Source organism: Bradyrhizobium sp. McL0615 (assembly GCF_049993905.1).
Lineage (GTDB): Bacteria > Pseudomonadota > Alphaproteobacteria > Rhizobiales > Xanthobacteraceae > Bradyrhizobium.
Window position 1 is genome coordinate 3,060,598 of the sequence record NZ_CP188254.1, and the last position, 20,990, is coordinate 3,081,587.

General features: G+C 63.0%; 16 protein-coding genes. 14 read left to right on the plus strand and 2 right to left on the minus strand.

Annotation, left to right across the window (positions count from 1 at the left end; translation table 11 throughout):
- Positions 1–14 precede the first annotated feature (14 nt).
- Positions 15–809, plus strand: a complete 795-nt coding sequence (locus ACPPVP_RS14505; RefSeq protein ID WP_426535314.1) for a transporter substrate-binding domain-containing protein — start codon at positions 15–17, stop codon at positions 807–809.
- 103 nt (positions 810–912) lie between these two features.
- Here ACPPVP_RS14505 and ACPPVP_RS14510 read toward each other — a convergent pair whose 3' ends face one another.
- Positions 913–2,619, minus strand: a complete 1,707-nt coding sequence (locus tag ACPPVP_RS14510; RefSeq protein WP_426535316.1) for a methyl-accepting chemotaxis protein — start codon at positions 2,617–2,619, stop codon at positions 913–915.
- 442 nt (positions 2,620–3,061) lie between these two features.
- On the opposite strand from ACPPVP_RS14510, the gene ACPPVP_RS14515 reads away from it, so the two are divergent.
- The 7 genes from ACPPVP_RS14515 to ACPPVP_RS14545 all read left to right on the plus strand — a co-directional run bounded on the left by ACPPVP_RS14515 (position 3,062) and on the right by ACPPVP_RS14545 (position 13,662).
- Positions 3,062–3,661 (plus strand): hypothetical protein, encoded by a 600-nt coding sequence (locus ACPPVP_RS14515; RefSeq protein WP_426535318.1) that lies wholly within the window; start codon positions 3,062–3,064, stop codon positions 3,659–3,661.
- A 128-nt stretch (positions 3,662–3,789) separates the two neighbouring features.
- Complete coding sequence (locus ACPPVP_RS14520) at positions 3,790–5,172, plus strand: ethanolamine ammonia-lyase subunit EutB (RefSeq protein WP_426535320.1); 1,383 nt, start codon at positions 3,790–3,792, stop codon at positions 5,170–5,172.
- A gap of 149 nt (positions 5,173–5,321) precedes the next feature.
- On the plus strand, positions 5,322–6,911 hold the full coding sequence (locus ACPPVP_RS14525; RefSeq protein WP_426535322.1) for a B12-binding domain-containing radical SAM protein: 1,590 nt from the start codon (positions 5,322–5,324) through the stop codon (positions 6,909–6,911).
- A gap of 6 nt (positions 6,912–6,917) precedes the next feature.
- Entirely contained in the window at positions 6,918–7,691 is a 774-nt protein-coding gene (eutC, locus tag ACPPVP_RS14530; RefSeq protein ID WP_426535323.1) for an ethanolamine ammonia-lyase subunit EutC, read from the plus strand.
- Positions 7,692–7,771: 80 nt separating this feature from the next.
- Positions 7,772–9,790, plus strand: coding sequence for an acyltransferase family protein (locus ACPPVP_RS14535; protein WP_426535325.1), 2,019 nt, complete (start codon positions 7,772–7,774; stop codon positions 9,788–9,790).
- Between the two features lie 360 nt (positions 9,791–10,150).
- Complete coding sequence (locus ACPPVP_RS14540; RefSeq protein ID WP_426535327.1) at positions 10,151–12,529, plus strand: efflux RND transporter permease subunit; 2,379 nt, start codon at positions 10,151–10,153, stop codon at positions 12,527–12,529.
- 74 nt (positions 12,530–12,603) lie between these two features.
- A complete protein-coding gene (locus tag ACPPVP_RS14545) occupies positions 12,604–13,662 on the plus strand; it encodes a hypothetical protein (protein ID WP_426535329.1) in 1,059 nt (352 codons plus the stop codon).
- A 58-nt stretch (positions 13,663–13,720) separates the two neighbouring features.
- On the opposite strand, the gene ACPPVP_RS14550 is transcribed toward ACPPVP_RS14545, so the two are convergent.
- Positions 13,721–14,224: a hypothetical protein gene (locus ACPPVP_RS14550; protein WP_426535330.1), complete on the minus strand. Its 504-nt coding sequence runs from the start codon at positions 14,222–14,224 to the stop codon at positions 13,721–13,723.
- Positions 14,225–14,661: 437 nt separating this feature from the next.
- Here ACPPVP_RS14550 and ACPPVP_RS14555 point away from each other — a divergent pair, with 437 nt between their 5' ends.
- From ACPPVP_RS14555 to ACPPVP_RS14580, 6 genes are all read left to right on the plus strand, one after another.
- Positions 14,662–14,901: a cysteine rich repeat-containing protein gene (locus tag ACPPVP_RS14555; RefSeq protein WP_426535332.1), complete on the plus strand. Its 240-nt coding sequence runs from the start codon at positions 14,662–14,664 to the stop codon at positions 14,899–14,901.
- 190 nt (positions 14,902–15,091) lie between these two features.
- Positions 15,092–15,970 (plus strand): squalene synthase HpnC, encoded by an 879-nt coding sequence (gene hpnC, locus ACPPVP_RS14560; protein ID WP_426537845.1) that lies wholly within the window; start codon positions 15,092–15,094, stop codon positions 15,968–15,970.
- Positions 15,967–16,806, plus strand: a complete 840-nt coding sequence (gene hpnD, locus ACPPVP_RS14565) for a presqualene diphosphate synthase HpnD (RefSeq protein WP_426535334.1) — start codon at positions 15,967–15,969, stop codon at positions 16,804–16,806. The genes hpnC and hpnD overlap by 4 nt, the downstream gene beginning before the upstream one ends.
- Positions 16,806–18,059, plus strand: coding sequence for a hydroxysqualene dehydroxylase HpnE (gene hpnE / locus ACPPVP_RS14570; RefSeq protein WP_426535336.1), 1,254 nt, complete (start codon positions 16,806–16,808; stop codon positions 18,057–18,059). Before hpnD ends, hpnE begins: the two co-directional genes overlap by 1 nt.
- Before the next feature lie 168 nt (positions 18,060–18,227).
- Complete coding sequence (gene shc, locus ACPPVP_RS14575; protein WP_426535338.1) at positions 18,228–20,225, plus strand: squalene--hopene cyclase; 1,998 nt, start codon at positions 18,228–18,230, stop codon at positions 20,223–20,225.
- Between the two features lie 26 nt (positions 20,226–20,251).
- The gene (locus ACPPVP_RS14580) at positions 20,252–20,971 is read left to right on the plus strand and encodes a phosphorylase (RefSeq protein ID WP_426537847.1); all 720 of its coding nucleotides are present in this window, start codon (positions 20,252–20,254) and stop codon (positions 20,969–20,971) included.
- Positions 20,972–20,990 lie beyond the last annotated feature (19 nt).

The following is a 20,990-nucleotide window of genomic DNA, read 5'->3' on the forward strand; positions in this document are numbered from 1 at the left end:
TCGGAGGGCACACCATGTGGACACGGAGAGAGACGGTCGCGGTCGGAATCACGGCATTAGCCACAGGCTGGACGCACGCCAGAGCGCGGGCGCAAGCCCCGGCAGTCAACAGTACCTTGCTTCCGACCGGCAAACTGCGCGCAGCTCTGATCGCCTCCAATCCCGTTCTGGTAACGCGGCGCGCTGACGGCACTTTTGGCGGCGTTTCCGTCGTCGTAGCTCGCGCGCTCGCTACGCATCTCGGCGTTCCGGTCGACCTCAAGCCCTACGACAATCCTGCACGCTACAACGAAAGCCTCGCGACCGATGACTGGGACATCGGGCTTGCTGCGCGCGATCCCTCGCGCGCAGAGCACCTCGCCTTCAGCGCGACATTCATGGAGGTCGACAACGGCTATGTCGCGCGCTCCGGCGCGGCACCAACCAGCGCCGAGGAAGTTGACCGTCCCGGTGTGAAGATCGCGGTCGCGCAAGGCAGTGCACCCGACGCTGTACTGCGTCGCCTCATCAAGAATGCCGAGATCATTCCAGTGTCCGGTGGGTTCGAGCCGGCGCGCGAGGCGCTCGCGACAGGAAAGGCCGACGTCTACGGCGAGAACTTGCACCTTGCCCACCGTATCGCCGACGCCTTACCCGGCGCGCGCGTGCTGCCTGGACGCTTCAATGTCGTGCAAATGGCGATCGGAGTGCGCAAGCGCGCGGCCTCGGAGCTTCCAGCCATCGACGCATTCGTGAACCGAATCCGGTCCGATGGCACCGTGCAGACTGCCATCGCCGAAGCTGGCTTGCGAGGTGTGCGGGTTCCGTAGCCTATGGTCGAGAATAGTCGGCGACACGCCCGTGGCGTGCCAAGACCTGATCAGCGTGTCGCGGTCTCCTCACGCTTTGGCGCAATCGGAGATGCCGCCCGCCTTACGTGCCGGTCTTCCGCGTCTGCTTGGACGAATCTTCGCGCAGATTGCGGAAGAATTTTTCGACCTCGCGGGACAGCGTTTCGGCGGTAGCCGCGAGGTCGCTGGATCCGGTGAGAACGGACGCCGCGGCGGTGCTCGTCGTCCCGATCGCGTCGCTGAGCGAATTGATATTGACCACCAGCGTTCCGTTGCCCTGCGCCGCCAATTGCGCATTCGACGATATCTCGCGGGTTGCCGCATCCTGCTGCTGGATCGCGCTGGCAATGTTCGAGGTCACCTCGTTGATCTCGCGCACCGCGTTGCCGATCTCGCGAACCGCTTCCACGGAGGTTTTGGTCGAGGTCTGGATCAGGCCGACGTTCTGGCCGATCTCGGCGGTCGCTTTCGCGGTCTGCTCGGCCAGTGCTTTGACCTCGTGGGCGACGACCGCAAAACCGCGGCCGGCGTCGCCGGCGCGCGCGGCCTCGATCGTCGCGTTAAGCGCCAGCAGGTTGGTTTGCTCGGCGATCGCCTGGATCAGGCTGAGCACGCCGTCGATGCGCTGGGTCGCGGCGGCAAGTCCCTCGATTTCGGCGACCGATTTTTCGGTGCGCAAGCCCGCCTGTTCGACGGCGCTGGCTGATTGGCGCACCTGGCGGCCGATTTCCTCGACGGAAGTGGAAAGTTCCTCGGCGGCGCTGGCGACGGCAGAGACGTTGCTGGAAGCCTGCTCAGTGGCGCTTGAGGCCGCCACTGCGCGCCCGCTGGCGTCTGACGAGACGCTGGCGATGGTCTGGGCGGTACCGCGCATTGAGGCCGCATTGTCGGTGACCGCGCGCAGCACACCGCCGATTGCTTCCCTGAAGGCGTCGACAGAGGCTTCGATGTGACGGGTGCGCTCGTCGCGCGCCTTCGAATCCTCCACCACCTGCGAATTGAGGTTGCGGTTGCGATCCATCGCCTCCTGGAAGATCTTGATGGCGCGGGCGAGCGCGCCGATTTCGTCCGAGCGGCCGGTATGCGGAACCTCGACGCCTTCGGCGCCGTCGGCGACCTGCTTGATGGTTGCGGTGATCACCGAAAGCGGGCGGGCGATCGAACGGGCGATGATCATCACGCCGATGACGACCACCGCCAGCGCGATGACGCCGAGGAAAGTCAGCACAAGAGCCAGCATGTGGTTCGTGTCGGTCTGTAGCGCCAGTTTCTTGCTGCGTTCGGCATAGACCTTGGACAGCGCTTCCAGATCCTTGTTCAACGCGACACGCACTTCGCGGTTGGCGTCGTTGTCGCCCCATTCACGCCCAGCAGCGCCGTTGATCTCGACACCGCGGCGAACCAGCTCCTTGCGGAAGTCGATGAATTGCTCAATGCGCTTCTTGAAGGTGGCGAACTGCTGCGCGTCGTCGGCCTGTACCAGCGTTTGCCAGTTCTTGACGACCTCGAGAATGCGTTCGTTGAACTTCAGCAACCCGTCGCCGTATTTTTTTACGACGGCAGGTTCGGTTGACATGTAGACGCCACGGGATTCCATCACGACCGCATAGACCAGCGAATTGATGCGCTCGACGTTGAGCGCGCCGCGGCTGGCGATCGAGACCGCTTCGGTAAGCTCGGTGCTCTGCCGGCTGTTGTAGTCGGACAAGGCCGTGATGGCGGCGACCAGCAACGCGAACAGCGCAAAGATCGAGTACAACTTGGCTGCAAGCGAAAAACGGGATGCCATGGCGCCACCAACCGAATACGGATTTGACAATTCAGCCGTATCGGCACCCCGAAATGGTTTCCGGCGCTTGCCTTCGGCGTAGGCAAAGTGTGCTGAAGTTTGATGGAGATTGTCTTAACGCGGGAAGTTATAGGAACTGCAACCAGTTAAAATTATCTAGATATTTCAGATAATTAAGGGGATGTGGCAAGTTGCCTCGCCGGGAAAATCCGGCATCTCCGCGCGACCATAACGCGAAGGTGGCAGCTTTCGGTTGATTTTTCAGCGCCGAATACCACAACTAAAAATGGTTTTTCGTCACATCATACAACCAGATGTTCTCACCAAACCAATTCGTCCTCGTCAGACATCACATCACCGAATCAAGTTAGAAAACGAGCAGGGCAGCGGACGTGCTCAGACTTCGCTGCTCCGTTTTCGACCGTGGTGAGAACTGGAACTGATGGCTCAAAGTGCTGCGCTGCCGGGCAACGCCGATCTCTATCTTCACGTGCGGGTGCTGATCGGAATCATCCTCGGGCTCAGCGTAACGCGTCTCGTCAGCGGCATCGCGGCAATCGTCCAGCATCCCAAGCGCTATCAGATATGGCCGGTTCATCTCGGCTGGGTCGCTTGGGCGCTTGTGAATGTCGTCACGTTCTGGTGGTGGGAATTTCGCCTAAGCCTCATCCCGCACTGGACGTTCAGCCTTTACTTCTTCGTGTGCGTCTACGCATCGATGTATTTCTTCCTCAGCGCGCTGCTCTTCCCGCAGGATCTCGAGGAATATACGGGGTATCAGGACTACTTTCTGTCCCGCCGGCGCTGGTTCTTCAGCTTTGCGGCCCTCACTGAGGCACTTGATGTGGTCGACACCTGGATCAAGGGTGACGCGCATCTGCAGTCCTTTGGGCCAGAGTATCTTACGTCGGTCGGCATATTCATCATGCTCTGCGGCGTCGCCTCGATAACGCGCAATGTAAAATTCCAGATGCTGTTCGTGATCGGCGCGCTTGCCTATGAGATAAGCTTCTTTGCCCGCTACTTTCACACGCTGAACTAGCCGGAGACGGCCGCTGGAGCGGTCGCGCCGGGCTCGGGAAATCGCCGAACTCTTGTTCCGCCTTGCGGGCCGCGCGTGGTGATAGGCTGGCCTTGCCATCGGGTGGGTACGGGCGCAGGAATGTCAGCATGGTCTATCGTCAGGTCATCGGTGCCACCTCCTATGTATTCGCCGATTTGCGCGAACTGCTCGCCAAGGCGACGCCGCCGCGGTCCGGCGATCGTCTTGCCGGCGTCGCGGCCGAAAGCGCGGAGCAAATGATTGCGGCGCGGATGGCGCTTGCCGACGTGCCGCTCAAGCAATTCCTCACCGAAGCTGTCATCCCTTACGAGGAAGACGAGGTCACGCGGCTGATCCTCGATACCCATGTGGCGCAGGCTTTTGCGCCGATTTCCGCGCTGACCGTCGGCGGCTTCCGCGACTGGCTGTTGTCTGATGCCGCAACCAGCGAGACGCTGGCGAAAGTCTCGCGCGGGATCACGCCGGAAATGGCCGCGGGCGTTTCGAAACTGATGCGCAACCAGGATCTGATCCTGGTCGCCAAGAAATGCGCGGTGACCACGGCGTTTCGCAACACCATCGGCCTGAAGGGGCGGATGAGCGTGCGGCTGCAGCCCAATCATCCCTTTGACGATGCCAAGGGGATTACCGCCTCGATCCTCGACGGCATCCTGCTGGGGTCGGGCGACGCCTGCATCGGCATTAATCCGGCCAGCGACGATCCGGCCGTGATCGGCGAACTGCTGCGGCTGCTCGACGGCATCATCGCGCGGCTGCAGATTCCGACGCAGGGCTGCGTGCTCACCCACGTGACCACGACGCTCGGATTGATCGGGCAGGGGGCCCCGGTCGATCTGGTGTTCCAGTCGATCGCGGGAACGGAAGCCGCCAACCGCAGCTTCGGCGTCGATCTCGCGCTGTTGCGCGAGGCACGTGAGGCCGGGCTGTCGCTTCGCCGCGGCACGGTTGGTGATCATCTGATGTATTTCGAGACCGGGCAGGGTTCGGCGCTGTCGGCCAATGCCCATCACAATGTCGATCAGCAGACCTGCGAAGCGCGCGCCTATGCGGTGGCGCGCGCGTTCGATCCGCTGCTGGTCAACAGCGTCGTCGGCTTCATCGGTCCGGAATATCTCTATGACGGCAAGGAAATCATCCGCGCCGGCCTCGAAGATCACTTTTGCGGGAAGCTTCTCGGCCTGCCGCTCGGTGTCGACGTCTGCTACACCAACCATGCCGAAGCCGATCAGGACGACATGGACAATCTCCTGACGCTGTTGGCCGCCGCGGGCGTCACCTTCATCATGGGCGTGCCGGGCGCCGATGACGTCATGCTGAACTACCAGTCGACCTCGTTCCACGATGCGCTGTATATCCGCGACCTGTTCGGCCTGAAGCGGGCGCCGGAGTTCGACGACTGGCTGGTTCGCGCAGGCCTCGCGGATGGCGATTTCCGGCTTGCGGGCAGTGCGGGTCTGCTGCCCGAATTTGCCGCGCGGCTGATCGCTTGAACGCCGGCCACAGCCCATAACCCGCGGGCCGGCAGATTTTCCTGCAACCAATTGAACCTACAGCGAGTTAGAGCTGTCACAATGTTGAAGAATTTCTGGCCCAGCCTTCAATGTCGTGCTTAAATTCATGTCAGCCTTGAGGAAATTTGATGAGAGCTGAAGGCATCGAAACGGTACGGCGTATCCTGTGCGTCTTCCCGCGCTATACGTCTTCTTTCGGTACGTTCGAGTACGCCTATCCTCTGACCGACGGCGTGCAGGCGTTCATGCCGCCGCAGGGCCTGCTGCTGATCGCGGCCTATCTCCCGGAGAACTGGCCGGTCCGCTTCATCGACGAGAACATTCGTCCCGCCACCAAAGAAGATTTTGAATGGGCGGAAGCGGTGTTCGTCAGCGGCATGCACATCCAGCGCCAGCAGATGAACGACATCTGCCGCCGCGCGCATGCCTTCGACCTCGCGGTGGCGATCGGCGGACCCTCGGTCAGTGCATGTCCGGATTACTATCCCTCGTTCGACTATCTGCATGTCGGCGAACTCGGCGACGCCACCAATGAGCTGATCGCGCGCTTGGCGCGCGACCCGTCGCGGCCGGAGCAACAGGTCGTTCTGGAGACGGCCGACCGTCTGCCGATGACCGAGTTTCCGCTTCCGGCCTACGAGATGGCCGAGATGAAGAAGTACTTCCTCGGTAGCATCCAGTACTCGAGCGGCTGTCCGTATCAGTGCGAATTCTGCGACATTCCCGGTCTTTACGGCCGCAATCCGCGCCTGAAGACGCCGGAGCAAATCATCGCCGAGCTCGACAAATTGCGCGAATGCGGCGTCACTGGCTCCGTCTATTTCGTCGACGACAATTTCATCGGCAATCGGAAGGCCGCGCTGGATCTGCTGCCGCATCTGGTCGAATGGCAGAAGAGGACCGGCTACGTGATGCGGCTCGCCTGCGAAGCGACGCTAAATATCGCCAAGCGGCCTGAAATCCTGGAGAAGATGCGCGAGGCGTTCTTCGTCACCGTGTTCTGCGGCATCGAAACGCCCGATCCCGACGCGCTGAAGGCCATGCACAAGGACCACAACATGATGGTCCCGATCCTGGAAGGCATTCAGACCATCAACTCCTACGGGATGGAAGTCGTGTCCGGCATCATCATGGGACTCGACACCGACAAGCCCGAAACCGGGGACGCGTTGCTGCAATTCGTCGACGAGACGCAGATCCCGCTGCTCACGATCAATCTGCTGCAGGCGCTGCCGAAGACGCCGTTGTGGGACAGGCTGGAGCGCGACGGCCGGCTGGTCAATGACGACGATGGCCGCGATTCCAATGTCGAGTTCCTGCTGCCCTATGACCAGGTGGTGAAATCCTGGCGCAAATGCATGGAAGTCGCCTACCAGCCGGAGAAACTCTTCGCGCGTTACCAGTATCAATGCGATTACACCTATCCGAAGCGGATCAAGGTTCCGGTATCGCCCGAGCAGAAAAGCTGGGCCAACGTCAGGCGCGGCCTGATCATGCTGAAGAACATCTTCTGGAAAGTCGGGGTGCTCGGCGACTACAAAAAGGTTTTCTGGAAGTTTGCGCTGGGCCGATTGCGGCAGGGCGATATCGAGGGGCTGATAGCCTCCTCGCTGCTCGCCCATCACCTGATCATGTTCGCACGCGCCGCATCGGTCGGTCAGCAGAACGCGTCGAACTATTCGATCCGGCTGCGCGAGGCCTCGGTCCCTGCCGAGTAAAAGCCCATGAAAACCCCGGCGCCGCCGTCCCGCTCGCTCGAAGCCTTGCGGGAGTTAACGCCGGCGCGTGTCGGGCTCGGCCGCTCCGGCGCCAGCCTGCCGACCGATGCATTGCTTGCCTTCACGCTCGACCACGCGCGTGCGCGCGATGCCGTTCACACCGCGCTCGATGCGCCGCATCTGATTGCCGGATTGGCCGGCCTCGGCCTGCAGGTCAGCGAGGTTTCCAGCCAGGCGCAGAGCCGGCGCGACTATCTGCGCCGTCCCGACCTCGGACGCATGCTCGATAGGGATTCACGCCGCGCACTGGAGCAGCAAAGCGGGTGCGCGAGCGAGCTGGTGATCGTGATCGGCGACGGGCTGTCGCCGGCGGCCGTCAATGTCCACGCGGTCGAACTGGCTCGCCATCTTGTGCCGCGACTGACGGAGGCGGGGCTTCAAGTCGGCCATGTCGTGGTCGCATCGGGCGCGCGGGTGGCGCTGGGCGATGAGATCGGCGCCGTGCTCGGCGCGCGGATGGTGGTGATGCTGATCGGCGAGCGGCCCGGCCTGTCGGCGCCCGACAGCCTCGGCGCCTATCTCACCTTTGCGCCGCGCATCGGCCTCACCGATGAGAAGCGCAATTGCGTGTCCAACATCCACGGTGCAGGGCTGAGCTACGAGGAGGCCGCCTTCAAGATCGCATGGCTGGTGCGTGAAGGCATCGCGCGCCAGATCACCGGCGTGGCGCTGAAGGACGAAAGCGGAACCGCGCTGATCGCCGCCAGGCCGATCGATTGAGCCTGAACAGGCGGCCGCTTCGCCGTTGTGAGCCAACTCGCGCCTGATATAAGCGGGTGGGGAGCGGGCAGAGACAGGCGATGGGGAACACGGGGACAGCACCAGGCGCGGCAGGCAAGCAAGCGAGCCCGGACGGATTCCGTCTGGACATCAATGCGCTGCGGGCGCTTTCGGTGATCGCGGTCGTCGGCTTCCACTTCCAGATACCAGGATTCGCCGGAGGGTTTGTCGGTGTCGACGTCTTCCTGGTGATCACCGGCTACCTCATGACGACGAAGGTGCTGAACGACCTGAGGCGCGATCGCTTTTCGCTGTGGACCTTCGCCATGATGCGGATGCGCCGGATCTATCCGGCGCTGGCGGTCGCGGTCGCCGCGTCCGTCTTTATCGGCTGGTTCGTGACCTTGCCGGGCGAATATCTCAAGCACCTGCTGCAGGCGTTGTCGGCGCTGGCGTTCGTGTCGAATTTCGCCTTCAACAGCGACAGCGGCTATTTCGCCATGGCCGCGCAGACCAAGCCGTTGCTGCACACCTGGTCACTTTCGCTGGAGTGGCAGTTCTATGTCTGGATGCCTTTGATTGCATGGCTGGTGTGGCGGTTGGCGTCCCGCGCTACGTCCGGAATCCGCGCCGTGACAATTGCGTTGCAGGTCTTCGCCGTACTGTCGCTGGCGTGGTGTTTGTGGGTGAGCCAGCATGATGCGATGGGATCATCGTTCTTCTCTCTGCGCGCGAGAGCCTGGGAGCCCTTGGCGGGAGGATTGATCGCGGCCGCGGAGATCCGTCGCCGAGCGGAAGGCGCGAAAGCATCTCGGCTGGAATCGCCGCTCATCGCGCTCGCCGGCTGGGTGCTGATCGCCGGCTGCACGGTCTATCCTCTGCCCGAAGCTGGCTGGCCCGGCATGCTCACGATTTTGCCGATCCTGGGTGCGGCCATGGTCGTCGCGGCCCGGCAGGGGGCAGGCGAGGGCAGCCTGCTCGGACTGTCTCCGGTCCAGCGCATCGGCGACTGGTCCTATTCGATTTACCTGTGGCATTGGCCGATCTGGGTGTTCGCCCTGAGCTGGTTGGCGGTGCGCGGTTATGAGGTCGGCAGCGCGCAAAAAATAGCGATGGTGCTGGCCTCGCTCGCGCTTGGCGCGCTCTCTTACCGCTTTGTCGAGCAACCGGTCCGGACCCAGCGCGATTTCTGGACTCTGCGAAGGCTGCTGACGGCTTCCAGCGTTTCGTTTGCCGTGTTCGCCGGCTTTGTGTCGCTGGCTTTCCTCACCCACGGTTTTCCGGGCAGGCTGCCGGAATATTTGCTGCCGGCTGAACTTGCGCGAAGAACCAACACGCCGCGCGATGAGTGTTTCCGGAATGCAAACTCCACCAAGCAGACGACCGAGACCTATTGCAGTTTCGGCAGCACGTGGGCCGTGCGCAAGGTATCCGCGATCCTGTGGGGGGATTCCTTTGCCAACCAGTATCTCGAACCGATTTCGCAGGCCGCGCTCGGCAACGGAATCCACGGACTGATCGCGACGCAAAGCGGGTGCAGGGCTTTCATCGACGATGTGGCTGGCAATGCTGGCGACCCGCCGCCATGCCGGCAATTCAATCGCAGCACGCTTGATTTCGTGCTGGCGAAGGCGGAGCCGAGCATCGTCGTGCTCGGCAGCAACTGGGGCAGTGCGGTCGAAATTTCCGCCATCACCAGCAAGTTGCTCGCGGCGGGCAAGACCGTCGTCCTCATCATGCCGTTACTGAACTTCGGCTTCGACCTGCCGCAGCGGTGGATCGAAAACCAGATCCGCGCGGGCAAGGCGATCGACGAATGGAAGGTCGAGGCCGGCCCCGGGGTTACGATGCGCCCCTTGCGGGACGAGATTGCGCGCGTCCTCGATCGGTACCGGGATAATCCGCGTCTCGTTGTGGTGGACCCGCAGTCTGTCGTCTGCGAGCAGGGCTCTTGCTATCTGGTCCGGAACGGGCAGGCCAATTTCCGCGACACCGCGCATATTTCCAACGTCAATGCGAGTCAGTACCGCGGCCTGTTCGACGCGGCGTTCAGGGCGGCGCTGCGTGCCGGGACGGACGTGGAGGCGAAGAAGGACTGATCGCCGCACCACTTCAGAGCCGGTCTCCTCGCGGCAGCCGTTTCCCGAAAAATTGACTGAAATTGGTTGCGCCGCGCCGTTGCGACAGGCCGCGGCGGTGTCCGCCGGAACGCCCCAAAGCCGCGTCGGCGGTGTGGCAAATCAGAGACTTAACGCGCATTTTCGTCACCTTCGTGTCGATTTGCCCCGCCGCGCGCGCTTGCCGGATGGGGTTCGGCCCTGTAAAACGGCGCCGATTAATTTACCGCGTGATTTCAATGGCTAGCGCCGATCGGACGGGGCTGGCAACGCCGCATTCGCGCCACCAAACTGCATAAAACCAAGCTGCACAAACAGACCGACGTGAGAACTGGACAGGGTATGCTCGACAAGAACTCCGAAAGTCACGTCCACGTCGAAGCCATCGAGGAGCCGCCGCCGCCGGGCAAGAGCATCGCCTTCGGACTCGAGCGTATCGGCCTGATCGCGGTCAAGGCGCCGATCCTCTCGATGCTCATTCTCGCGGTGCTCATTGTGGCCGGGATCTTCGGGATCTACCGGATCAAGATCGACGACTCGCTGAGCCAGTTGTTCCGTTCCGATTCCAAGGACTACAAGCAATACGAGGCCGTGACCAAGCGCTTCCCGGCGACCGAATTCGACGTGCTGGTGGTGGTCGAGGGCAAGACGCTGCTGGCCCGCGAGAACCTCGAAAAGATCCGCGACATGGTCACCGACCTGCAGCTGGTCGAGGGCGTGCGCGGCCTGGTCTCGCTGTTTTCGGCGCGCCAGGCGCCGGAGCCCGGCAAGCTGCCGGCCGCGCTGTTCCCGCCCGAACTGCCGCAAGGCGCCGCCTACGACAAGTTCGCCGAGACCGTCAAATCCAACGAGATCATTCGCGGCAAGCTGTTGTCGGAGGACGGCACGCTGGCGCTGATCGTGCTGTCGCTCGAGCCGAGCGTCGTTTCCTCGAACGATCTCGGCAAGGTGGTCGGCGAAATGCGCAAGATCATGGCCGACGATTTGTCGGGCAGCGGTCTCAACGCCCAGCTCTCCGGCGTTCCCGTGATGCAGCTCGAGATCCGCAACGCGGTCAAGCGCGACGGGCTGACCTACAACATCCTCGGCATTCTGGCCGGCTGCATCATCGCGATCATCTTCTTCCGCAAGATATCGTTCATGGTGGTTGCGGCCTTTCCGCCGATCATCGCGATCCTGCTCGCGCTCGGCGGCCTCGGCTGGGCCGGTTTCAATCTCAACATGTTCCTGAACGTGATGACTCCGCTCATCATGGTGATCAGCTTCTCGGACTCGATGCAGCTGACCTTTGCCGCGCGCGACCGCCTGATCGCGGGCCAGGACAAACTGACCGCGTTCACCAACGCCGTGCTGGTGGTGGGCCCGGCCTGCGTGCTGACCCACGGCACCGCGGGCATCTCCTTCATCGCCCTGCAATTCTCCGATTCCGAACTGATCCGCAAATTCGGCGAGGCCGGCCTTGCCGCCACCATCATCGCGTTGATCGCGGTGCTCTCGCTGGTGCCGGTGTTCGGCGTGCTGTTCGTCCGCAACGAGAAGGTCTTCGCGGTAAAATTCCAGAGCGCGGATGCCGGCGTGCAGGCGCTGCGCAATTTCTGCTACTGGATCGCGGTGCGGATGGTCGGCCGCCCCGGGCTGTTCAGCCTGCTGGCGTTGCTGCTCGTCGCCGGCCTCGGCTTCATCTACGCCACGCTGGAGCCGCGCTACCGGCTCGCCGATCAGGTGCCGGACAAGCGGCAGGCGGTGGCGGCGTCAAGCCGCCTCGACGCCAAGCTCACCGGCGCCAATCCGATCGACGTGCTGATCGAATTCCCCAAGGGCGCCTCGCTCTATGCGCCGGACACGCTGAAGACGATCGCCGAGGTTCACTCGATGGTCGAGAAATCAGCGGGCGTCGGTAACGTCTGGTCGCTGGAAACCCTGCGCCGCTGGCTTGCCGAGAAGGCCGGCAGCAACGACGTCGCGACCCTGAAGGAATATGTCAGCGTCATCCCCGAGCATCTGGTGCGCCGCTTCATCTCGGCCGACCAGAACGCGGTAGTGGTTTCGGGGCGCGTTCCCGACCTCGATTCCAGCGAAATCCTGCCTGTGATCGACAAGCTCGACAAGGCGCTCGACACGGTGAGGGCCGAGCACCCCGGCTTCGAGATCGCGGTCACCGGCCTGTCGGCGATCGCCGCGCGCAACAGCGCCAACATGATCTCGAAACTCAACCACGGCCTGACGATCGAATTCCTGCTGGTGGCCGTCTTCATCGGCCTGGCATTCCGCTCGGTCGTGGTGATGCTGTCCTGCATCCTGCCCGGCATTTTTCCGGTCGTGGCGTCGGGCACCGTGCTGTGGCTATTGGGCGAGGGGCTGCAGTTCGCCAGCGTGGTCGCGCTGACGGTGTCGTTCGGCCTCGGGCTGAGCGCCACCATCCACTTCCTCAACCGGCTGCGGCTGGAGAGCAAGCCCGGCATCACGCCGGAACTCGCGGTCGAGCGCGCCACCGTGCTGGTCGGTCCGGCGCTGATCCTGACCACGGTGGTGCTGGCCTGCGGCCTCGTCGTCACCGTGTTCTCCGATCTGCCGTCGCTGCGGCTGTTCGGCTGGCTCAGCGCGTTCTCGATGATCGCAGCGCTGGTGGCGGATCTCTTCATCCTGCGGCCGACCTCGATGTTCCTGATCAACCTGTCGGAAAAGATCCGCGGCGTCAGTCACGTCAAGCCTGCGGACTGATGAAGCCTGCTGAATAACAGCGGCTGCCAAACAAAGAGGTTGCCGGGCAACGGCAGCCGAAGAGGGGCCTGGGAATGACGTCTGCAGGATCAGCGGTTCGCCCTGCGGCGGATGCCGCCGCCTACCGCGCCATCGAACACATCTATCATTCCTATCTCACCGGGCTGATCCTGATGCTGGCCTCGCGGGCAGGCGCGCCGCGCGCGGCCGAGGTGGTGTTCCGTACCTTCCGGCGGCAGCAACTGGCGCGCTTTCTGCCCGGATTGAAGAAGCTCGGCCTCGACCAGCTTCCGCATGCGGTGGCCTGCGCCCAGTATCATTATCTGTCGAACCAGGTCGGCGGCGTGAAGGTCGAGTATGTCTACGAGAGCGACACCAAGGCCTGGGTGCGCTATCCGCCGCCGCGCTGGATCTGGTCCGGCACCGCGATCTGCGGTATCCCGTCGGAGGTCTCGCGGGCGATGCTGCGCGGATGGCACGCCAACAACGGCGTCGTGCTCGGCAATCCCAGGCTCGGCTTTGTCTGCACCGGGCAGACTGTCGACGGCCAGCCCGGGCTGGAGGGCTACTACAAGGAGTGGGATCACGATCTCGCGCCCGAGGAGCGGCTGCAGTTTTCACCCGGCGAGCGCTGTCCGCCGTTCCAGGCTGATCTGGCGCCGCGCCTGCCCGGGAACACATGGCCGGAGGAACGGCTGCAGAAGGTGCTGCGCAATTATGCGATGGAATACATCACCTCGATCGTGCCGGAAACGATCGCTGTGCTCGGTCCGGAAGAGGGCGGGCATCTTGCCGGTGCCGCGGCGCGGCTCGTCGGGATGCATACGTTCGACGAGGTCGCGGCGTTGTTGGGCGGTGTGGACGCGGGGGCAGCCGGTTTCGCCAAAGCCTTTGCCCGGCTGGCCCGCGGCCAGGACGACGACGCGGAATTGCAGCTGGAAGGTTCGACCGCCACCGTGCGCCAGACGTCGTGGCGCCTGATGGCGGAACGTGAAGCGCTGTCGCCCACGGTGTTCGACGCCTGGAACGAATTATGGGTGGGGGCTGCGCTTGCGCATGACCGCTTCATGCGCGTCGAACTGGCGGAACGTCGCGACCGCGGCGACCCCTGCTGGCGCTGGAAATTCAGCTGATCAAAATGAAAAGGCAGCGCCGGGGCGCTGCCTTTCACACAATTTCAAAGAGCCCGCGTCAGGTCTTGGTCATCGTGATCTTGACGCCGCGGATTTCACCCTTGGAGTCGATCTGCACATTCTGCTTGTTGCCGTTGGTCCGCAAATTCAGGTTTGCGGCAAATCCGGAAGCCTCGACGAACACGTCGATCTGACCGCCGCCGGCAGTGCCCTGCAGATTGCCGAAGATATTCCGGCTCTTTTCACTCCAGTTGCCGGAGATACGGTCACCCTGGCTGGTGACGTCGCTCGACAGGTCGAACTTGTAGCTGTCGCTGGCGCAGTGCAGATTTTGCTTCAGGCCGAGCCCGTTGGCGTTGACCTTGTAGTCGGCCTTGCAACGGATGTTCTCGGTGCTGCCATTGGAAAGCACGACCGTGCCCGCGCCGCTCCAGTTTCCGTCAAAGCCGGCAAACGGGCCTCCCGCCTGGGCATGGCTTGCGGTGACCGACAACATGAGCGCGGCACTGATGCCAGCAGCTGCGAGAGCCTGACCGAACAAGCTGGAACCAAACAGTTTCATCGTGAGTTTTCCCATGAAATAGACGCCTCTTTTGCAAGATACGTCTCGCCGCATCGAAGATTTAGTGTTCCCGCAGTAGCTTAGGTTCAAATGACAGGGTGCTGTTTCAGGCGGCAGCGGTAGAAAAGGCCGCAGGTGACTGAGAAGAATCAACCGTTCACACCAGCCTCGTCGGCGCTGCATCTAGCTACGCGCCGCTTCATCTGCAACAACCAATTGCCACCGGAGGTGTGACAAAAATACACGTTAAATATCAGTCGGTTATTTAACGTGCTGAGGTCGCCGTAAATATCGCCGTAAATTTGGCCGCATTTGCCATGCTTGTCCTGTACTCGTCGCTGCGTTACGCGGCGCCTGCCCATCCAAACAAATCCGTTCCGGCAATGCCGAAGTGCAAATCGGGAACAGGATTTCTTGCCGCGAAATGAAGGAATACGATGCGTAAATTTCTCCTCGCACTCACCCTGTTGTCGATCTCGGTTTCGTCCGGAGCCCTTGCCCAGCAGCAGCAACGCAGCGGAACGCCGGAGGAGCAGAAGGCCTGTAACCGTGACGTGCAGAAGTTCTGCCGTCCGGTGATCGACCAGGGCGACTTCACCATCCTGGCCTGTCTCAAGGAGCACCGGGCCAAGATCAGCACCGCCTGCGATCAGGTTCTAAAGAACAACGGGCAATAAGCCGCGTTCGCGCCCGTTAGCCCGCGCGGAAAAGGCCATTTTCGGCTCCATGACGCGCGTCACGGGCGGGCCTAATCAGCCCATATAGCATTGGTTTTGGCGGCGTATTCCCCTATATGGGGCACGCGATTTCCTCGCGTCCGCCGAACATCGGCGCTTGCCGCCAATTCCAATGAGTAGCCAGTTCCTGATGACCAGCGCGAGCGACCTGCGATCCGGAAAGACCCACCGCGACGAGAATTTTCCGGTCGCGTCGTGGATCATTCATCCGCGCCACCGGGCGCTGATCCTGAGCTTCTATAATTTCGTCAGGACGGCCGACGACATCGCCGATCACGCGACCCTTAGCGCAGACGAGAAGCTGCATTATCTCGACCTGCTCGAGGCGGAACTGCTGGGCAAGGGCGACACCCAACCGGAGGCGGTCAGCCTGCGTCGCGCTTTTGCCGAGCGCGCGATGGCGCCGCGTCACGCGCTCGACGTGCTGGTCGCGTTCCGGATGGACGTCACCAAGCTGCGCTACGAGAACTGGGACGACGTCATTCATTATTGCCGCTACTCGGCGATGCCGGTCGGCCGCTTCATGCTTGACGTCCATGGCGAGAGCACCTCGACCTGGGCCGCGTCCGACGCGCTGTGCGCCGGCTTGCAGATCAACAACCATCTGCAGGATTGCGCCAAGGACTACAAAAATCTCAACCGCGTCTACCTGCCGCGCGACGCGCTGGCCTCAAGCGGCGCCACCGTCGAGATGCTGGGCGAGGCGAAGTCGCAGCCGGCACTGTTGCAATGCCTGCAGGCGCTCGCGGTGCGGACCGAGACGCTGCTCAATGAAAGCAAGTCGCTCAGCGCCGAGGTCAAGGATTTCCGGCTTGGGCTTGAGGTTGCCGTGATCCAGGCCTTTGCCGACAAGATCGTCGGCATGCTGAAGGAGCGCGACCCGCTGAGCGAACGCGTGCATTTGAGCAAGCCCGAATTGCTCGCCCAGAGCATCGGCGGCATGGTGGGCGAAATGATCAGACGCGCAGCGGGACGGCGTCCCCTGGCAAAACCGGCGGCCGGCGCATGACGTTGCAGACGGCGGCGGCCAACGCAGATTACGGCACTGCCGCGTCCGGCAGTTCGTTCTATGCCGCGATGCGCATCCTGCCGCGCAGCCAGCGTGAAGCGATGTTCCAGATCTACAGCTTCTGCCGGCAGGTCGACGACATTGCCGATTCCGACGGGCCGCGGCCCGAGCGGCTGGCGGCGCTGCAGCAATGGCGCGACGACATCGATGCGCTATATCACGGACATCCCCCGCCGCGCGTGCAGGACTACGCCGCCGCGGTGAAAACCTTCGGCCTCAGGCGCGAGGATTTTCTCGCGATCGTCGACGGTATGGAGATGGACGTGCCACAGGATATTCGTGCGCCGGATCTGGCGACGCTCGATCTCTATTGCGACCGCGTCGCCAGCGCGGTCGGGCGGCTGTCGGTCAGGGTGTTCGGCATGCCCGAGGAAGACGGCATCCTGCTCGCCCATCATCTCGGCCGCGCGCTGCAATTGACCAATATCCTGCGCGACATCGACGAGGACGCCGGCCTCGGCCGCCTCTATCTGCCGCGCGAAGGCCTGCTGCTCGCCGGCATCACCAGCGACAATCCGCAGAAGGTGACGGCCGATCGCGCACTTCCCAAAGTTTGCCTGCCGCTGGCCGAGCGGGCGAAGAAACATTTCGAAAAGGCCGACGAGATCATGAAGCGCAATTCGCGGCGCGTGGTGCGCGCGCCGCGGATCATGTCGAAATATTACCGCGCGATCCTGGACTTGTTGCTGGCGAGGGGTTTTGCCGCTCCGCGCGAGCCGGTCCGCGTCCATAAATGGGCGAAGATCGCCATCCTTCTCCGTTACGCGATCATCTGATGCAGAAAAACGCTCATATCATCGGCGCCGGCGTTTCCGGCCTCTCGGCGGCTGTACGGCTGGCCAACGCCAATTACCGGGTGCATGTCCACGAGGCCACGCAGCAGGCCGGTGGCCGCTGCCGGTCCTATTTCGACGCGGCCACAAATCTCACCATCGACAACGGCAACCATCTGCTGTTGTCCGGCAACCGCCATGCACTGGCCTACGCCCGATCGATCGGCACCGAGGCGGGGCTAGTCGGACCGAAGACTGCGCAGTTTCCCTTTGTCGACCTCATGACCGGCCAGCGCTGGCAGCTCGATCTCGGCGACGGCAAATTGCCGCTATGGGTGTTCGACGAAGCGCGCCGTGTCCCCGATACCAGGCTGCTCGATTATCTCGCATTGGCGCCGCTGGTTTGGGCAGGCACCGGAAAGCTGGTCGGCGACACCATCCCCTGCAAGGGCACGCTGTACGACCGGCTGGTGCAGCCGCTGCTGCTGGCTGCGCTCAATGTCGATCCGCCCGAGGGCTCGGCGGGCCTGGCCGGCGCGATCGTGCGGGAAACGCTGCTGGCGGGTGGGCAGGCCTGCCGGCCGCTGATCGCGCACGACGGCTTGAGCGCGGTTCTGGTCGAGCCGGCGATCAAGCTGTTGCAGGACAAGGGCGCCTCGATCCAGTTCGGCCATGAACTGCGCGAATTCGCGATGACGGGCGGCAATGTCGGCGAACTGAAATTCGGCAGCGATACGATTGCGCTCGGCCCCGACGACGTCGTGGTGCTGGCGGTGCCGCCGCGCCCGGCGGCGGCGCTGTTGCCGGGCCTGAAGACGCCGACGAAATTCCGCGCCATCGTCAACGCGCATTTCCGCTTCGATCCACCGCGCGATGCCGCGCCCATCCTCGGCGTCGTCGGCGGCCTCGTGGAATGGCTGTTCGCATTTCCGCAGCGGCTGTCGGTCACCATCAGCAATGGCGACCGCCTCGTCGACATGCCGCGCGAAGAACTCGCGCTGGCGATCTGGCGGGACGTCTGCAAGGCCGCGGGGCTGCAGGGCGATTTGCCGTTGCCGCCCTGGCAGATCGTGCGCGAGCGCCGCGCCACGTTCGAGGCCACGCCGGAGCAGAACGCGCTGCGCCCGGGGCCGGTGACATCGTTCAAAAACCTGTTTCTCGCCGGCGACTGGACTGATACCGGGTTGCCGGCAACCATCGAAGGATCGATACGGTCGGGCGACCGCGCCGCCGATCTGGTTCTGGCGAGGCCCTAGAGCATGATCCGGAAAAGTGGATACCGGTTTTCCGAAAAGATCATGCTCAAATAGTCAGTTGGAGCGTGATGACTATTCAAGGAATAGTCATCACGCTCCAGGCCTGACCGGACTTGTTGCGTGACCGGCTTCACAGAGCCCGCGCGCGAATAGAGGGATGTCTAGCGAATGCTTTCCATAGACAAAACAATTGCAGCCGATCCCGTCGCGACAGCCGACCCCGTCGCAACAGTCGATTCCGCCGCTTTGGAGAAGAGCATTTCTTCGGCGACCGAAGCGCTGCTCGGCTATCGGCAGTCCGATGGACACTTTGTGTTCGAGCTGGAAGCCGACAGCACGATCCCGTCGGAATATGTTCTGCTACGGCACTATCTCGCCGAGCCCGTCGACAGCGCGCTCGAAGCCAAGATCGCCAACTATCTGCGCCGCACGCAAGGCAATCATGGCGGCTGGCCCTTGGTGCAGGACGGCCCGTTTGACATGAGCGCCAGCGTCAAATCCTATTTTGCGCTGAAGATGATCGGCGATTCCGTCGATGCCCCGCACATGGTGCGCGCGCGCGAGGCGATCCGCTCCCGCGGCGGCGGTGCCCGCGTCAACGTCTTCACGCGCTTCCTGCTCGCTTTCTACGGCGTGCTGTCCTGGCGCGCGGTGCCGGTGCTGCCGATCGAGATCATGCTGCTGCCGATGTGGTCGCCGTTCCATATCAACAAGATTTCCTACTGGGCGCGGACCACGATCGTGCCGCTGATGGTGATGGCGGCGCTGAAGCCTTTGGCGAAAAATCCCAAGGGTGTCGGGATCGACGAGCTGTTCGTGCAGGATCCCAAGTCGGTCGGCATGACGCCGAAGGCGCCGCACCAGAGCTGGGGCTGGTTCACGCTGTTCAGCACGCTCGACAAGATCCTGCGCGTGGTCGAGCCGGTGTTTCCGAAAAAGCTGCGCCAGCGCGCGATCGATGCCGCGCTCGCTTTCACCGAGGAGCGGCTGAACGGCGAAGACGGCATGGGCGCGATCTATCCGCCGATGGCCAACATCGTCATGATGTATGAGGCGCTCGGCAAGGGACCGGATTATCCGCCCCGGGCGGTCACCCGCAGGGGCATCGACAAGCTGCTGGTGATCGGCGAGCACGAGGCCTATTGCCAGCCCTGCGTCTCGCCGGTGTGGGACACCGCGCTGACCTGCCACGCGCTGGCGGAAGCCGGCGGCGCAGACACGATCAAGAAGATGGAGCAGGGCCTCGATTGGCTGAAGCCGAGGCAAGTGCTCGACCTCAAGGGCGACTGGGCGGTAAAGGCACCCAACGTCCGCCCGGGCGGCTGGGCGTTCCAGTACAACAACGACTATTATCCCGACCTCGACGACACCGCCGTGGTGGTGATGGCGATGGACCGCGCGCGCCGGGCGTCCGGCAGCCAGGAATACGATCAAGCGATCTCGCGCGGCCGCGAGTGGATCGAGGGCCTGCAGAGCCGCGATGGCGGCTGGGCCGCCTTCGACGTCAACAACCTCGAATACTATCTCAACAACATCCCGTTTTCCGACCACGGCGCGCTGCTCGATCCGCCGACCGAGGACGTCACCGCGCGCTGCATTTCGATGCTGGCGCAGCTCGGCGAGACCGCCGAGACCAGCAAGGCGGTCGCGGACGGTATCGCCTATCTGCGCCGCACCCAGCTCGCGGAAGGTTCCTGGTACGGGCGCTGGGGCCTCAACTACATCTACGGGACCTGGTCGGTGCTGTGTGCGCTGAATGTCGCAGGGGTCGATCACCAGGATCCAGTGATTCGCAAGGCGGCGGATTGGCTGCTATCGATTCAGAACAGCGATGGCGGCTGGGGCGAGGATGCCGTCAGCTATCGGCTGGATTACAAGGGATTCGAGGACGCTCCGTCGACTTCCTCGCAAACGGCATGGGCCTTGCTTGGATTGATGGCAGCCGGCCAGGTCGAAAATCCGGCTGTAGTGCGTGGTGTGGAGTACCTAAAAGCCACACAGACCGAGAAAGGGCTGTGGGATGAGGCCCGTTACACCGCTACAGGCTTTCCGCGGGTGTTTTACTTGCGTTATCATGGCTACTCGAAGTTCTTTCCGCTCTGGGCGCTGGCGCGGTACCGAAATTTGAGAAGCACCAACAGCAGGGTGGTAGGGGTCGGGATGTGACTTTGGAGGCGGGGGCCGCCGCGCTCGTGGACAATTCGGTTGATCGCAATTCGAATGATCCACGACCGGTTTTGATCGTAACAGGATTAGTGCAGGAGGCCCGCATCGCGGCCGGGCCCGGCATGATCGTGATCTGCAGTTCCAGCGATCCGCAGCAATTGCGCGCACTGCTGGCGACGCTGGATTCTACCACTTTCAGGGGTGTCATCTCGTTCGGCGTTGCCGGCGGGCTCGATCCGTCGCTGAAATCGGGCGACGTGGTGGTGGCGACCGAGGTTCTGGCTGGCGATACCCGTTTTCTGGCTGGCCTGGCGTTGAACGAGGAACTGATCGCCCGTGCGGCACTGCATCGCCGGCGCGTGGTCCGCGGTGGCCTGGCCGGCGTGGAGCAGGTAATTGCGGCGACCGCCTGCAAGGCGGCGCTGCATTCAGAGACGGGCGCGGCAGCGGTCGATATGGAAAGCCATATTGCCGCAGCCTATGCGGCCGAGGCCGGCCTGCCGTTCGCGGCGCTGCGGGTCATCTCCGATCCCGCCAGCCGGGCGCTTCCGGCGCTGGCCAAGAGCGCCATCAAGCCGAACGGCGACATCGACCTCGGCAAGGTGCTGCGCGGGGTGGCGCGCAACCCCACCACGCTGCGTGCGCTGGTCTCCACGGGATTGGATTTCAATCGCGCGCTGCGCTCCCTGCGCGGCTGCCGCGGCTTCCTGCACGGCGAAGAGGGGCTCGCCACCGCTACGATCTGATCCCAGGCAAAGGGCGTCA

Coding starts and splice junctions, on each gene's coding strand:
- ACPPVP_RS14505 (WP_426535314.1), top strand. CDS start 15: ATGTGGACACGGAGAGAGACGGTCGCGGTCGGAATCACGGCATTAGCC.
- ACPPVP_RS14510 (WP_426535316.1), bottom strand. CDS start 2,619: ATGGCATCCCGTTTTTCGCTTGCAGCCAAGTTGTACTCGATCTTTGCG.
- ACPPVP_RS14515 (WP_426535318.1), top strand. CDS start 3,062: ATGGCTCAAAGTGCTGCGCTGCCGGGCAACGCCGATCTCTATCTTCAC.
- ACPPVP_RS14520 (WP_426535320.1), top strand. CDS start 3,790: ATGGTCTATCGTCAGGTCATCGGTGCCACCTCCTATGTATTCGCCGAT.
- ACPPVP_RS14525 (WP_426535322.1), top strand. CDS start 5,322: ATGAGAGCTGAAGGCATCGAAACGGTACGGCGTATCCTGTGCGTCTTC.
- eutC (WP_426535323.1), top strand. CDS start 6,918: ATGAAAACCCCGGCGCCGCCGTCCCGCTCGCTCGAAGCCTTGCGGGAG.
- ACPPVP_RS14535 (WP_426535325.1), top strand. CDS start 7,772: ATGGGGAACACGGGGACAGCACCAGGCGCGGCAGGCAAGCAAGCGAGC.
- ACPPVP_RS14540 (WP_426535327.1), top strand. CDS start 10,151: ATGCTCGACAAGAACTCCGAAAGTCACGTCCACGTCGAAGCCATCGAG.
- ACPPVP_RS14545 (WP_426535329.1), top strand. CDS start 12,604: ATGACGTCTGCAGGATCAGCGGTTCGCCCTGCGGCGGATGCCGCCGCC.
- ACPPVP_RS14550 (WP_426535330.1), bottom strand. CDS start 14,224: ATGAAACTGTTTGGTTCCAGCTTGTTCGGTCAGGCTCTCGCAGCTGCT.
- ACPPVP_RS14555 (WP_426535332.1), top strand. CDS start 14,662: ATGCGTAAATTTCTCCTCGCACTCACCCTGTTGTCGATCTCGGTTTCG.
- hpnC (WP_426537845.1), top strand. CDS start 15,092: ATGACCAGCGCGAGCGACCTGCGATCCGGAAAGACCCACCGCGACGAG.
- hpnD (WP_426535334.1), top strand. CDS start 15,967: ATGACGTTGCAGACGGCGGCGGCCAACGCAGATTACGGCACTGCCGCG.
- hpnE (WP_426535336.1), top strand. CDS start 16,806: ATGCAGAAAAACGCTCATATCATCGGCGCCGGCGTTTCCGGCCTCTCG.
- shc (WP_426535338.1), top strand. CDS start 18,228: ATGCTTTCCATAGACAAAACAATTGCAGCCGATCCCGTCGCGACAGCC.